The 14053-nt window shown below is 71.1% G+C and carries 11 protein-coding genes and 2 pseudogenes; 7 read left to right on the plus strand and 6 right to left on the minus strand.

The window, feature by feature from the left end:
* Positions 1-18: 18 nt before the first annotated feature.
* Positions 19-1173, minus strand: coding sequence for a site-2 protease family protein (locus tag ABZ780_RS20810; RefSeq protein ID WP_357487077.1), 1155 nt, complete (start codon positions 1171-1173; stop codon positions 19-21).
* A 77-nt stretch (positions 1174-1250) separates the two neighbouring features.
* On the opposite strand from ABZ780_RS20810, the gene ABZ780_RS20815 reads away from it, so the two are divergent.
* From ABZ780_RS20815 to ABZ780_RS20830, 4 genes are all read left to right on the plus strand, one after another.
* Positions 1251-2165 carry a RecB family exonuclease gene (locus ABZ780_RS20815; protein ID WP_357001447.1) on the plus strand — a complete coding sequence of 305 codons (915 nt, stop codon included), beginning with the start codon at positions 1251-1253 and terminating at the stop codon, positions 2163-2165.
* A gap of 266 nt (positions 2166-2431) precedes the next feature.
* The gene (locus tag ABZ780_RS20820) at positions 2432-3118 is read left to right on the plus strand and encodes a response regulator transcription factor (RefSeq protein WP_357487079.1); all 687 of its coding nucleotides are present in this window, start codon (positions 2432-2434) and stop codon (positions 3116-3118) included.
* 352 nt (positions 3119-3470) lie between these two features.
* Positions 3471-4238: an ABC transporter ATP-binding protein gene (locus ABZ780_RS20825; protein WP_357001454.1), complete on the plus strand. Its 768-nt coding sequence runs from the start codon at positions 3471-3473 to the stop codon at positions 4236-4238.
* Positions 4238-6793, plus strand: coding sequence for an ABC transporter permease (locus ABZ780_RS20830; RefSeq protein ID WP_357001457.1), 2556 nt, complete (start codon positions 4238-4240; stop codon positions 6791-6793). Before ABZ780_RS20825 ends, ABZ780_RS20830 begins: the two co-directional genes overlap by 1 nt.
* Before the next feature lie 248 nt (positions 6794-7041).
* On the opposite strand, the gene ABZ780_RS20835 is transcribed toward ABZ780_RS20830, so the two are convergent.
* The 3 genes and pseudogenes from ABZ780_RS20835 to ABZ780_RS20845 form a co-directional block, all read right to left on the minus strand.
* The gene (locus ABZ780_RS20835; protein WP_357001460.1) at positions 7042-7827 is read right to left on the minus strand and encodes a hypothetical protein; all 786 of its coding nucleotides are present in this window, start codon (positions 7825-7827) and stop codon (positions 7042-7044) included.
* A 545-nt stretch (positions 7828-8372) separates the two neighbouring features.
* Positions 8373-9035 (minus strand): HAD family phosphatase, encoded by a 663-nt coding sequence (locus ABZ780_RS20840; protein ID WP_357002778.1) that lies wholly within the window; start codon positions 9033-9035, stop codon positions 8373-8375.
* Between the two features lie 121 nt (positions 9036-9156).
* Positions 9157-9921, minus strand: a pseudogene (locus ABZ780_RS20845) (neutral zinc metallopeptidase); the annotation flags it as partial.
* Positions 9922-10376: 455 nt separating this feature from the next.
* Here ABZ780_RS20845 and ABZ780_RS20850 point away from each other — a divergent pair.
* Positions 10377-11309 (plus strand): annotated as a pseudogene (locus ABZ780_RS20850) (DUF6596 domain-containing protein); the annotation flags it as partial.
* Between the two features lie 37 nt (positions 11310-11346).
* On the opposite strand, the gene ABZ780_RS20855 reads toward ABZ780_RS20850, so the two are convergent.
* Positions 11347-12447 (minus strand): ionic transporter y4hA, encoded by a 1101-nt coding sequence (locus ABZ780_RS20855; protein WP_357001463.1) that lies wholly within the window; start codon positions 12445-12447, stop codon positions 11347-11349.
* Positions 12448-12561: 114 nt separating this feature from the next.
* Between ABZ780_RS20855 and ABZ780_RS20860 the strand changes: the two genes are divergently transcribed.
* On the plus strand, positions 12562-12924 hold the full coding sequence (locus ABZ780_RS20860; RefSeq protein ID WP_357001466.1) for a metalloregulator ArsR/SmtB family transcription factor: 363 nt from the start codon (positions 12562-12564) through the stop codon (positions 12922-12924).
* A complete protein-coding gene (locus ABZ780_RS20865; RefSeq protein ID WP_357001468.1) occupies positions 12921-13436 on the plus strand; it encodes an SRPBCC family protein in 516 nt (171 codons plus the stop codon). The genes ABZ780_RS20860 and ABZ780_RS20865 overlap by 4 nt, the downstream gene beginning before the upstream one ends.
* On the opposite strand, the gene mug is transcribed toward ABZ780_RS20865, so the two are convergent.
* Entirely contained in the window at positions 13433-14002 is a 570-nt protein-coding gene (gene mug, locus ABZ780_RS20870) for a G/U mismatch-specific DNA glycosylase (protein ID WP_357002780.1), read from the minus strand. The genes ABZ780_RS20865 and mug overlap by 4 nt on opposite strands.
* Between the last annotated feature and the right edge of the window lie 51 nt (positions 14003-14053).

The raw sequence follows: 14053 nt of genomic DNA on the forward strand, positions 1-14053 counted from the left end.
CGGTGGAGGGAGTTGCGGTCACGATGTCATCTTCCGGTTGGGTTCGAGGAGCTGCGCCAGATCGGCGATGTGCAGAATGCCGACGACATCTTCGCCTGCCGTCACCACGTACTGCGCGGCCGGGTGGGTCTGCACGGCCTCCATCACCCGCTCCCCGTCGAGCCCGACCGGCAGGGTCGGGAGCGTGCCCAGTGACCGGGCGACGGCGTCCACCGCCAGCCACGGGCGACGCTCGGCGGGCACGGCCGCGGCGGCGGCCGGGTCGACCAGCGCGACCGGGCGGCCGGTGGAGTCGGTGACCAGCAGCGCGGCGGCGGGTTGCCCGCCCTCGTCGCGGCGCCGCTGGGCCTCGGACAGCGGTGTGCCGGAGGCCACCGGCCAGGCCGGCCGCGCCAGCCGGGACAGGTCGATCAGCGGGAACCGGCGGCTGACCCGGGCTGCCCTGATCGACTGCCCGGCGCCCCGCCAGAGGGTGACGGCGACGAGCAGCATCAGCGGCAGCGCCAACGGCGCCAGATAGTCGGCCAGGGTGAGCAGCAGGACCAGGGCGGCGGTGCCGACGGCGACCACGCGACCCGCCCAGCCGGCGACCTCGGTGCCGCGGTGCCGGTCGCGGGTCAGGCCCCACACGGCGGCGCGCAGCGCCCGGCCGCCGTCCAGCGGCAGCCCGGGCAGGATGTTGAAGAGCGCGACGATGACGTTGCTCAGCGCGAGTTGGAAGGCGAGTTGGTGCGCCACCGTGCCCTGCGGCAGGGCGAGGGTGGCGGCCACCGCGAGGACGGCGAGCACCGCGGAGACCGCCGGACCGGCCAGCGAGACCAGCAGGTCGACCCGGGGTGTCGGGGCGTCCCGGTCCATCTCGGTGTACCCGCCGAGCAGTTCCAGGGTGATCCCGCGCACACCGATGCCGTAGCGTCGGGCGGTGAGCGCGTGGCCCAGCTCGTGCAGCAGCACCGAGCCGAGCAGCGACACCACGAACCCGAAGCCGATCAGATAGCCGCTGATCTGCGGCAGAGCCAGCTGCCGGCGGGCGAACTCGGCGTAGAGCACGGCGACCAGCACGGCGAGCAGGACCATCGAGGCGTTGAGGTGCAGCGGCACCCCGAACACCCGCCCCACGCTCAGGCCGGGACGCCGGTCGGGTCGGCGCGGCGGCCGGGATGTCTGCTCCATCGCAACGATGCTACGGACCGGCGGCGGGCGGGGCGGGCGGCGGTCGGTGTCATACCGGTGCCCTACCCTTTGCGAATATGACGGCGGAACCGGTCACCACCCCCAAGCCCCCCTTCCCGGCACAGACGCCGCCGACGGTGCGGGCGTCGCTGTCCCCGTCGCGGGCGGCGGATTTCAAGACGTGTCCGCTGCTCTACCGGTTCCGCAGCATCGACCGGCTGCCCGAGCGGACGACCGTCGAGCAGGCCCGGGGCACCCTGGTGCACGCCGTGCTGGAGCGGCTGTTCGACCTGCCCGCGCAGGGCCGCACGCCGACCGCGGCCGGTGACCTGGTGGCCCCTCAGTGGGACCGGCTGGTCACCGAGCAACCGGAGCTGGCCGGGATCTTCGACGGCGCCGAGCCGGCCGGTCCGGTGGAGTTCCTGCGCTCGGCGGCGGGGCTGCTGGAGGGTTACTTCGCGGTGGAGGATCCGACCCGACTGGAGCCGGCCGAGCGAGAGAGCCTGATCTCCGCGGTGGTCGACGACGAGCTGCTGATCCGGGGCTACCTCGACCGCCTGGACGTCGCTCCGGACGGCGCGCTGCGGGTGGTCGACTACAAGACCGGTGGCGCCCCGCGCGAGGCGTTCGAGGCGCGGGCGCTGTTCCAGCTGAAGTTCTACGCCCTGGTGCTGTGGCGTACCCGGGGGGTCGTGCCCAAGGTGCTGCGGCTGCTCTACCTGCGCGACGCCGAGGTGTTGGATTACACGCCCGACGCCGACGAGCTGGTTCGCTTCGAGCGCACGGTGGTGGCGTTGTGGCGGGCGATCGAGCAGGCCACCGCCCGGCAGGATTTCCGGCCCCGGCCGAGTCGGCTCTGCGACTGGTGCAGCCACCAGGCGCTGTGCCCCAGCTTCGGGGGCACTCCGCCGCCGTTCCCGGTGGCGCTGGCCGCCCCCGATCCGCTGCGGGACGCCCGGTCCGCGCCGGTGACGCCCGGCGCCGACGAGTGACAGCCGGACGCGGCGCTCCGAGCCCGACGCGGTAATCCCGGCGCGCTGATCCCAGCGCGGTGACCCCGGGCGGCCCCCGGCCCTCTCGCCCACCCCCGGGGCGGGCGCCTCAGCACGCGCCGCCGCCGGCGTCCCGACCGGAGCTGCGCCGCGCCGGTCGGGACGCCGGCGGCGGCTGGCCTCTACCGTGGTCCGCGACGCACTGGTACGGCTACGCGACGATGACCGGTGCGGCACCTGGCGTCGGCGCGGAAACGGGAGACGAGATGACCGATCGGGTGGCTCCGGTGCGGCCGGTGCGGATCCTGCTCGCCGATGACCAGCCGCTGTTGCGCACCGGGTTCCGCATGGTGCTGGGCGCCGAGCACGACCTGGACGTGGTCGCGGAGGCCGGCGACGGCCTGGAGGCGGTGGAGCTGTCCCGCCGGCTCCTGCCCGACGTGGTGCTGATGGACATCCGGATGCCCCGGATGGACGGGATCGCCGCGACCAAGGCCATCGTCGACTCCCGGCTGCCGGTTCGGGTGCTGGTGCTCACCACCTTCGACCTGGACGAGTACGTGGTGGGCGCGGTGCGCGCCGGCGCCAGCGGGTTCCTGGCCAAGGACGTGCCCGCCGAGGAGCTGATCGCGGCGATCCGCACGGTCGCCGGCGGGGACGCGGTGGTGGCGCCCCGGATCCTGCGGCGGCTGCTGGAGCGCTTCGCCGACCTGCTGCCCGACCCGGCGGCGACACCATCGGCGGCGTTCGACGCGCTCACCGACCGGGAACGCGAGGTGCTGGTGCAGGTGGCGCGCGGGTTGTCCAACACCGAGATCGCGGCGGTGCTGTCGGTCAGCGAGACGACCATCAAGACCCATGTCGGGCACGTGCTGACCAAGCTGCGGCTGCGCGACCGGGTGCAGGCGGTGGTGTTGGCGTACGAGTCGGGTTTGGTGCGACCCAGGTCGTAGCCGCCGCTCGGCGGCTACCCCGTTCGGCGTACCAGAGGATCCCTCCGTGGGGGGACGGCCCTGTTGCCGCGGTCACCTACCGTGACCGGAGACGGCCCGGAGCGGTTGACCCTCCTGTGACGTGAGGCGGAAGGCTCGTCTCCGGTAGCTGGGAAACGGCTCGACTGGCCGTCATGTCAGGGGCAACCCTGACCCACCATGGGGGTGCACCCGCAGCGGGAAATCCGCTCCGCGTCCGCCCGTGGGCGGACGGGGGCGGCGCGAACAGCGCCGAGAATGGATCTGTCACGCCGGACCATCGGGGGGTGGCGTGGGGTTTGAACAGACGGAACAGACGGAAGAGGTAGATGACGTGACCGCGACGGTAGGCCAGCAGGCGCAGGCCGCGGCCCGGGCGAACGACGTGTGGAAGGTGTACGGCAGCGGCGAGGCGCAGGTCCTCGCGCTGCGGGGGGTCAGCGCGGAGTTCGAACGGGGCCAGTTCACCGCGATCATGGGTCCGTCGGGTTCCGGCAAGTCGACGCTGATGCACTGCCTGGCCGGCCTGGACTCGGTGACCCGGGGCACGGTGGCGATCGGCGAGACCACCGTCACCGGTCTGGGCGACGCGGGGCTGACGAAGCTGCGCCGGGACAAGGTGGGGTTCATCTTCCAGCAGTTCAACCTGCTGCCCACCCTCACCGCCAAGGAGAACATCCTGCTGCCGCTGTCGATCGCCGGGCGGAAGCCCGACCCGGCCTGGTACGACACCGTGATCGACACCGTCGGTCTGCGCGACCGGCTGGACCACCGGCCGGCGCAGCTCTCCGGCGGCCAGCAGCAGCGGGTGGCGTGCGCGCGGGCGCTGGTCTCCCGCCCTGAGGTGATCTTCGCCGATGAGCCGACCGGCAACCTGGACTCCCGCTCCGGCGCGGAGGTGCTGGCCTTCCTGCGCAACTCCGTCCGCGAGCACGGGCAGACCATCGTGATGGTCACCCACGACCCGACCGCCGCCGCATACGCCGACCGGGTGGTCTTCCTCGCCGACGGGCAGATCGTCTCGGAGCTGATCGAGCCGACGGCCGAGACGGTGTTGGACACCATGAAGAAGCTGGACACTCCCGCCGAGGTGGGCAACTGATGTTCCGGGCGACACTGAAGAGTCTGCTGGCCCGCAAGGTTCGGCTGATCCTGTCCGGGCTGGCGGTGGTGCTCGGGGTCATGTTCGTCTCGGGTGCCTTCGTGCTCACCGACACGCTGGGCCGCTCCTTCGACTCGATCTTCGCCGACGCTTATTCCGAGACCGACGTGAACGTCGCGGCGAAGCCGAAGGTGGAGGTCGACGAGGTCGAGGGTGAGCAGACCGCCAACCCGCTGCCGGCCGCCGTGGTGGACCGGGTCAAGCAGGTGCCGGGGGTGGCGTCGGCGACCGGTGTCGTCGCCGCCGACGGCGCCCGGATCATCGGCAGCAACGGCAAGGTGGTGACCTCGTTCGGGCCGCCGCAGTTGGGCGAGAACTGGATCGGCGAGGGTGAGCTGCTCCAGTTGCGCGAGGGGCGCGCCCCGCAGGCCGACGACGAGATCGTCATCAACAAGGCGCTGGCCACCGCGGCGAAGGTGCAGGTCGGCCAGAAGGTCGGCGTGCTCACCGCGTTCGAGTCGAAGAAGCGGGACTTCACCCTGGTCGGCGTCTTCGGTTACAGCGGTGACCGGGACTCGATCGGTGGTGCCAACGAGGTCTTCTTCACCACGCCGGTGGCGCAGCGGCTGATGCTCGGCGAGCCGGACGTGTTCAGCAACATCACCGTGCGCGCGGCCGGTGGCGTCTCCGACGAGACGCTGCGCGACGACGTGGCCCGCGCCCTTGGCGCCGACTACGAGGTGAAGACCGGCGAGCAGTTGGCCGCGGACGCCGCCGGTGGCCTGAAGGAGGGCCTGTCCTTCTTCAACAAGATCCTGCTCGGCTTCGCCGCGGTGGCGCTGCTGGTCGGCACCTTCCTGATCCTCAACACCTTCTCGATCATCGTCGCGCAGCGGACCCGGGAGTTGGCGCTGATGCGCGCCATCGGGGCCAGCGGCCGGCAGATCATCGGATCGGTGGTGCTGGAGGCGATCGCCGTGGGGCTGATCGCGTCGGTTCTCGGCCTGGCCGCCGGCATCGGGATCGGGGCGCTGCTGGCGTTCGTCTTCGGCAAGCTGGCCGGCGGTCTCACACTCGCCGGGATCGGTGTGCCGGCGGCGGCGGTGATCGGCTCCTTCGCCGTCGGGCTGGTGATCACCGTCGTGGCGGCGCTCCTGCCGGCGCTGCGGGCGTCCCGGATCCCGCCGATCGCGGCGATGCAGGACGTGGCCACCCCGGACCGGCCGTTGACCAAGGTCACCGTGGCCGGGTCGGTGGTCACCGGTATCGGCGCGGTGCTGCTCTTCCTCGGGCTCAGCGGCAACGCGGGCGGCCAGACCCTGGCCACCATCCTGGGCGGTGTGCTGTTCGCCTTCATCGGGGTGGCGCTGCTGACGCCGTTGCTCAGCCGGCCGGTGGTGAGCCTGCTCGGCGGGATCTTCTCCTGGTCGGTGCCGGGCAAGCTGGGGCGGCTCAACTCCGGGCGCAACCCACGCCGCACCGCGATCACGGCCGCCGCGCTGATGGTCGGCATCGCGCTCGTCACCGGCGTCACGGTGATCCTCGACTCGGCCAAGGGCAGCCTCGGCGCGCTCGCCCAGGACACCATCAAGGCCGAGCTGGTGATCGCCGGCAGCCAGGGCGGGCCCCGCCCGCCGAGCTTCGACCCGGCGGTGCTCGACCAGGCCAAGGCGCTGCCCGGTGTGCAGATGGTCGACGGCGAGTACGGCGACATGGCGCAGCTCGACGGTAAGCGCACCTGGGTCGGGGCGAGCAGCGACATCGCGTCGCTGCGGCAGATCTTCGGTGCCAAGCCCACCGCCGGTGACATCGACCGGCTCTCACCGACGCAGATGCTGGCCAGCTCGGACACCGCCACCTCGCGTGGCTGGTCGGTGGGCTCGACGGTGAACGTGCAGTTGACCCGGGGCGAAGCGCGGCCGTACACGGTCAGCGGGATCTACGAGTCCGGGCAACTGCTGAACCTGGTGGTGCTGCCGGTGACGGCGGCGAAGGACTTCGCGATCCCGCAACCCTTTCAGGGGTACATCCAGTTGGCGCCCGGCACTCGGGTGACCGACGTGCAGCCGCAGGTGGAGTCGCTGCTCGCGGACAGCCCCGAGGTGTCGGTGGCCGACCGGGACGCGTTCATCGAGCAGCAGACCAGTCAACTCGACGGGCTGCTCACGATGATTCAGATCCTGCTGGCGTTGGCCATCGTGATCGCCGTACTGGGCATCATCAACACCCTGGCGCTGTCGGTGCTGGAGCGGACCCGCGAGCTGGGCCTGCTGCGGGCGATCGGCCTGCGACGTGGGCAGACCATGGCCATGATCACGGTCGAGGCGGTGGTGATCTCCGTGTTCGGCGCGCTGCTGGGCGTGGTGGTCGGCACCGGTCTCGGCGCCGCCGTGGTCGAGGCGCTCAAGGACGAGGGGATCACCGACCTGATCCTGCCCTGGGGGCAGATGGGTCTCTTCCTCGGTCTCGCCGCGATCATCGGGGTGGTGGCCGCGGTGCTCCCGGCCATCCGTGCGGCCCGGATCAACGTCCTGGGCGCCATCGCCCACGACTGACGTTCGGAAAGACGGGGTTCCTGCTGCCGCGCACGGCGGCAGGAGCCCCGTCCTAAGGGACGCCTCGTAACTCGGCCGTGCGTCCATGGTGGATCGCCATCGACGCCCACACCCCGTACCGCAAGCCCACCGACGGCAGCGAACTGCCCGCGTGGAAGGCAGACCTGAACAGGCAACGCCGCACCAGTCCGACGCCGGTCAGCCCGGGGCAGACCAGGATGTCCGGTCGATACGGGCTTCGGAGTTTGTCAGCGGCGCTGTCGGCCGCGGCCGTTGTTCTGTTCCCGCCCGCCGTTCCTCGGTCGCTCAGCAGGTTGAGGCGCTTGCGCGGGCAAGCTCGAGCTTGATGTCAAGCTGGCGACCTGGGCTCGGCTCTGTTGCTCGAGACGCGTGTGCCGGCTGTGCTGCCTATCGAGTTCTCTCACCCACGGAGTTTCCCGGTCGATCGGCCGGCGGCTGGTCATCCGTACGCTTCTTCTCCTTGCGGTCTGCGCCGCAGCGGAAACACTGCGCGTGTTGTCGTTCAAAGCGTGGATAACGTTTTCCTTGTGGTGGTTCTGTGTTACGTCCCGATCACCTTCGAGCAGGCGTCGGCTGGTGGCGAGATAATCGCTAGTCCTCATTGATTGAGAGGTGCCTTCGACTTGCCGAAGATACAGGTAGGTCTCACTGCCCTGCCCGCCGACGCTCCTGAGGAACGCTAGCGCCTCTCCGCTTCCTTCGGCGCTCAAAGTATCCACGGTAAGGCGCTCGATCGTGGAGCGCTCAGGTTGAACCTGCGCGTAAAGCCATTGCGCCGGACTGGCGTTGACCTGGAGAGTTGGGGCCGTCACCGGTGTCGGGAACCGTGTGCCGATGTTCTCGTTGGCGGTGGTGAGCTGAAAGAAGAGTTGACGGTCCCTACTCAAAACCGTGTCGAAATGCTGCGGCGAATAGGGCATTGGAGTTTCAACGGAAGAATTTTCGTACCATTCAGCGTACTCCTCGACAGAGTTGCCTATGTCCTGATGCTGGAGATTTTGCTCTTCGGACACGATTCTCCTGCCTAACAACATAGGTGATAGAAAATGAGCTGTCCCCAGTCTCGCAATCTGAGAACAAGTGGCCACGACACCCAGGCTGGCGCCTCAACCGACATGACCACCACCCCTACGCAAGCGACCGCTTACCGGTTCACCTCTGAGTCGATCAAGGTGTGCCCGTCGGGTCCGGCGCAGGCCAGGTACACCCCGATCTGACTGTTTCGATCCGCCCGGGCCGTGCCACAGGTCGCCACGGACGGCGTTGGCGTCCCACACCGCCCGGTACACCAGCCGCTGCATCGCATCGGGTCGGGCGTGGCCCGCCTGCTCGGCCAACTACCAGCACGTCCTGGCGTGAAGCTCGGACAGCAGCCCGGTCACGAACGCCGCTGCGCACCGGCGCGTCTCCACCCGCAGGAACCGGCCCGCGGTCGAGCCGAGCACTCCGGCCGGGATGTCGTGCGGGATACGCCGGACCCACAGTGCTCGGCGGTGGCCGCGCGACAATCGCCGAATCGGCGTTGCCGTGCCAGTTCAGGTCTCCGGCAGCGTCCGCCCTAACGCTCCGGACGCGCGCCGGCCCGGTCGACCAGCAGATCCGCGAGGACCTCCAGGTCCACGCCGGTCAGGCTCTCCACCTGGTGTACGCCGGCAGTGCTCGGCAGCGGCGCCTCCGCGGGTACGGCCAGCACGGCCGCGCCGGAGGCGAGCGCACTGGCCACCCCCGTCGCGGAGTCCTCGATCGCCACGCACCGCTCGATCGGCACGTCGAGCAGCCGGGCTGCGGTCAGGTACGGCTCCGGGTGCGGCTTGGCGGCGACCACCTCGTCGCCACAGACCACCGCGTCGAAGTTGTCCCGGCCCAGGGTGTCCAGGGCGACCTCGACCAGCGCCCGGCCGCTGGAGGTGACCAGCGCGGTGGGGATGCCCGCCGCGCGGACCGCGCCCAGCAGGGCGAACGCGCCCGGTTGCCAGCGCAGCCCGGTGCGGAACAACTCCAGGATCCGGGCGTTGATCCACGCCGCGCTGATCTCCGGGTCCCGTTCGGGTTGCCCCAGGTCGTCGTGCAGGATCCGCATGGACTCGGCCATGCTGGTGCCGATGATCGACTGTCGGGCGTGAGCGGACAGCTCACCGCCGTACTCCCGGGCCAGTTCCTGCAGCGCGACGTCCCACAGCTTCTCGCTGTCGACAAGCGTGCCATCCATGTCGAAGAGCACGGCGGCGGGGTGATGGCTGCTCAGCGGATCCTCCAGGGTCGTGGTCGGCACCGACGATCCTGCCAGGGCCGGTCGCTGTCGGCGCCGCCGACGGGCGCCCGGGTGATCCGGGCAACGCCGCTCAGCCCAGGCCGCAGGCCTCCAGCGAACGCTCGTAGCCGCGGAAGAACGAGTCGGTGCGTTGCTCCGCGGTGCCGTGCGAGCCCTCCGCGAACCATGGCTGGTCCGGGTCGTCGCCGACCGCCGCCACCCCCTCGCGGAACTCCTCCAGGTCGCCCTCGGCCAGGGTCAGGGCACCGGAACGCACCGAGTCGCCCAGGTACGCCCCGGCCATGCAGTCGGCCTGCAACTCCTGCTGGATGGTGAAGCTGTAGTTGATGCCGAGTCGCACCTGGATGCCGTGGGCGTACTCGTGGCCGAGCAGGTAGAACACGAACGCGTCACCGACCTGGCGGAACGCCGCCACCGACCAGTTGACGTCGTACGCGATGAAGTCGCCCCGCGAGCAGTAGACCGCGTTGTTGCGGGGCAAGGGCTGGCCGCCGCAGGACACCTCGCCCTCCCGCTGGTACGGGATGATCCGCTGGATGGGCTGGAACCGCTGCCCGGACGCCTTGAACTGGGCGGCCCAGTACCGCTCGGCGACCGACTGCGCGTCGGCGACGTCCTGCTCGAACTCGGCGACGCTGGTGGTGCCGTCGGCTCGCGTCGTCTCCGTCCCCGGCGACGCCTGCGACTGGCCCGGTGCCGGGCGCTCCCCCTGCGGCTCGGCCAGCCCACCGCCGGCGCAGGCGAGTGACACCAGCGCGGCGACCAGCAGACCCGCCAACGGACCTCGGGCGTCGCGTCCTGACCGTGCCCCCACTGCGCCTCCCCAGACATCGGTGCGTGCGCTGGAAGTACCCCGCCGATACGACCGTCACGCCCGTCACCAGCTACACGCGCGGCAGGGCCAGGCGGTTCACGACCCTGTGTGCGATGCACCGCGCGGACGCCCAACGGCCACAATGGACCAGGGGTTCAGCCGCTGGAATCCCGGCCGCGCTGCCAGGTGTCGCCCTGGTTGCCGTGTCGCTCGGCCTCGTACCGCTGCTGCCGATCACGGGCGTCCCGCCCAGCCGCACGATCGTCGTCCCCCGCGATCCCCCCGGCGTTCCGCCCCCGCCAGACCACGGCCCCGTAAGCCGCCCCAGCCACCACCGCAAAAACCCCGACCACCACCCAAACGGTCTCCACCCCGCCAACCTAATCCCCCCACCCCCACCACCCCTCCAGCCCTCGTGATCATGAAGTTGTTGTCACGACACGCCGAGCCGGGTGACGCTAACTTCATGATCACCGCTGATCCTGCTGTTCCTGTGCTGCCATCCGGCGCTCACGCCGGCCTCGCAGATCGCGCTCACACTGCGCGCGGTGGGCGGGTTGAGCACCGCGGAGGTGGCCCGCGCGTTCCTGGTGCCGGAGGCGACGATGACCCGGCGGATCAGCCGGGGCAAACAGCGGATCCGCGACAGTGGGCTGCGGTTCGCCCCACCGACCGGCGCGGAGCGCGCCGACCGGCTCGCCGCCGTGCTGCACGTCCTCTATCTGATCTTCACCGAGGGGTACGCGCGGACCACCGGCCCGGGATTGCTGCGCGCCGATCTGACCGCCGAGGCGATCCGGCTGGCCCGCCTGGTGCACCGGCTGCTGCCCGACGACCCCGAGGTCGGCGGCCTGCTCGCGTTGATGCTGCTCACCGACGCCCGCGCACCGGCGCGGGTCGGCCCGCACGGCGAGCTGGTGCCGATGGCTGAGCAGGACCGCAGCCGGTGGCGGGCCGACCAGATCGCCGAGGGGGTCGACCTGATCACCGAGGCGCTGCCGCGCGGGGTCGTCGGGCCGTACCAGCTCCAGGCGGCCATCGCGGCCGTGCACGACGAGGCTCCCAGCGCTGCGGCCACCGACTGGGCGCAGATCACCGCCCTGTACGAGGTGCTGCTCGGCATCGCCGACAACCCGGTCGTGGCGCTCAATCACGCGGTGGCGGTGGCGATGAGTCGGGGCGCGCGGGCCGGGTTGGCCCTGCTCGACGATCTGGCCGGCGACGCCCGGTTGGCCGACGATCCGCGGCTGCCGGCCGCCCGCGCCCACCTGTGGGAGCGGGAGGGTGAACGGGTCGCGGCGCGGGAGGCGTACCGGCTGGCGGCGGCGCGGTCGACGAACCTGGCCCAGCAGCGCTACCTGAACGCCCGCGCCGACCGCCTGTCGAACGACCTGCCGACCGCCCGCTGAGGCAGGCGGTCGGCGGCGCGGAGGGCGCGGACGGCGGTCAGGGGCTGGCGGCCAGGAAGACGAAGGCGGCCAGCAGCACCAGGTGGACGCCGCCCTGCAGCACGTTGGCCCGCCCCGGCACCACGGTCAGGACCGAGGTCACGGCGGTGAGCGCGAGCAGCACGAGCTGGGTGCCGCCGAGGCCGAGCAGCAGCGGGCCGTCCAACCAGATCGAGGCGATCGCGATAGCCGGGATGGTCAGACCGATGCTGGCCATCGCGGAGCCGAGCGCGAGATTGAGGCTGATCTGGACGCGGTCCCGGCGGGCGGCACGGCCAGCGGCGAGGGTCTCCGGCAGCAGCACCAGCAGGGCGATGATCACGCCGACGAACGCCGGCGGCAGGTTCGCCCCCGCCACCGCGGCCTCGATGGTCGGGGAGACGGTCTTGGCGTCGCCGACCACCGCGATCAGTGCCACCACCAACAGGCCCAGGCTGATCAGCGCCGCGCGGTTGGTGGGCGGCTTGGCGTGCTCCTCGGTCTCGATGACCTTGCCCCGGCTGTCGACCGGCAGGAAGTAGTCCCGGTGCCGGCCGGTCTGCACGAGCACGAACAGTCCGTACAGGGCCAGCGACGCGACAGCGGCGAAGGCGAGCTGGGCCGGGCTGAACTCCGGACCGGGCCGGGCCGTGGTGAAGGTCGGGATGACCAGGCTCAGCGTGGCCAGGGTGATCACGGTGGCCAGCGCCCCGCCGGTGCCCTCCGGATTGAAGACGGCCACCCGTCGGCGCAGCGCTCCGAGCAGCAGGGACAGACCGAGTATGCCGTTACAGGTGATCATCACGGCGGCGAAGACGGTGTCGCGGGCAAGCGACTGGGTCTTCTCCGGCCCGCTGATCATCAGCGTGACGATCAGTGCGACTTCGATGACGGTGACCGCGACGGCGAGCACCAGCGAGCCGTACGGCTCACCCACCCGGTGGGCGACCACCTCGGCGTGGTGCACGGCCGCGAGCACCGCGCCACCCAGCAGTACCGCGACCACCGCCATGATAGAGCCGGGAAGTTCTCGTCCCCATGTCACGATCAGCATCAGCACCGCGAGCACGGGTACGACAACAGTCCAGTCGGACAGGCGGAATCGAAGCAGGGCTGGCATGTCGTCAAGAGTGCCAGGTCACGTGATCATGTCGCCACCATCGACCATATCGGCAGGGGTGTCAGGAAAATCTCCACAGCCATAATCTGTAACCTCTGGGTTACGCTTTCCGGCGTGGACGAGGTGGCCTCCGCGATCGCGGATCCGGTGCGGCGGCGCATCCTGACCCTGCTGCACGGCACGCCGCTCTCCGCGGGCGAGATCGCCCAGCGGTTCGCGATCAGCCGACCCGCGATCAGCCGCCACCTGCGGGTGTTGCGCGAGAGCGGGCTGGTCCGCGACGACCTGGTCGGCCGCAAGAGGATCTACCGGCTCGAACCCGGCCCGCTCGCCGCACTGGTCGACTGGCTCACCGAACTCGTCTCACCGGCCCCGTGGGAACGGCACCTCGACGCGTTGGAGACCGAGGTCTATCGCACCCGCCGAGAGAGCCGCACCCGCGGCCCGGCGGAGCACCGAAGGGAGCACACGGCATGACCCGCACACCCGCCGGACGCCTGTTTCGCACGGCCACCGGCCACGATCTCATCCTCACCCGCACGTTCCGCGCCCCGGCGGCGGACGTGTGGGCCAGCCTGACCGAGCCGGAACGCACCGCCCGCTGGTTCGGCCCCTGGGAGGGCGACGCCGCGCCCGGCCGAACCATCCGGGTCCAGATGGCGTACGAGGAGCAGCAGCCCTGGTGCGAGGTCCGGATCGAGGAGTGCGAGCCTCGGCAGCGCCTCGCCGTGTCGATGGTCGACAGCTACGGAACCTGGCTGCTGGAGATGGCGCTGACCGAGACCGACGGCACCACCGAGTTGCGGTTCGCCCAGCACCTCACCAACCTCGATGGCATCGCCGAGGTGGGCGCCGGCTGGGAGTACTACCTGGACATGCTTGTCGCCTCCCGGGACGGCTCGCCTCGGCCGGAGTTCGACGACTATCACCCGGCGATGCAGCCCTACTACCAGGCGCTGGCCGCCGACGCCGCCGCACCACACGCCTAGCGGCCAACCTCCCGCCGCAGCGCCGCGAACTCCGTCGTCAGCGCCGGCAGCGGGAAGTGCGCGTTCAGGCCACTCGGGTTGGGCAGCACCCAGACCCGGGCCGGGCCTAGCTGATCCGGCTGCGGACCCAACCCGGCCCGGGGCCGGGCAAAGGCGATCCGGTACGCGGTCACGCCGAGAATCGCCACCCACGCGGGCCGGTGCCGTTCGGCCTTCACCGCCAGCCTCGTCACCCCGGCCACCAGTTCGGTCGAGGTCAGCTCGTCGGCACGCGCCGTGGCCCGGTTGCTGAGGCTGGTCAACCCCAGGCCCTGCCGCAGCATCTCGTCGCGCTCCTGCGGGCGCAGCTCCCGGTCGGTGAACCCGGAACGGTGCAGCGCCGGCCAGAACCGGCTGCCCCGCCGGGCGAAGTGCTCCCCCACGGCGGCGGAGTACAGGCCCGGATTGAAGCCGCAGAAGAGCACGCGCAGGCCCGGGCCGATCACATCCACCAGACCGCGCCCGGCCGCCGCCGCGACCTCCTGCGGGGTCGGCCTCCACCACCGTCCCGACGCGTCCACGTCCACCCCACCGATCCTGCCGTACGCCGCGCCGCCCGGCCGCGCCTTGCTGGCCGT

This window comes from Micromonospora sp. NPDC047467 (assembly GCF_040643095.1).
In the GTDB taxonomy this organism is placed as follows: domain Bacteria; phylum Actinomycetota; class Actinomycetes; order Mycobacteriales; family Micromonosporaceae; genus Micromonospora.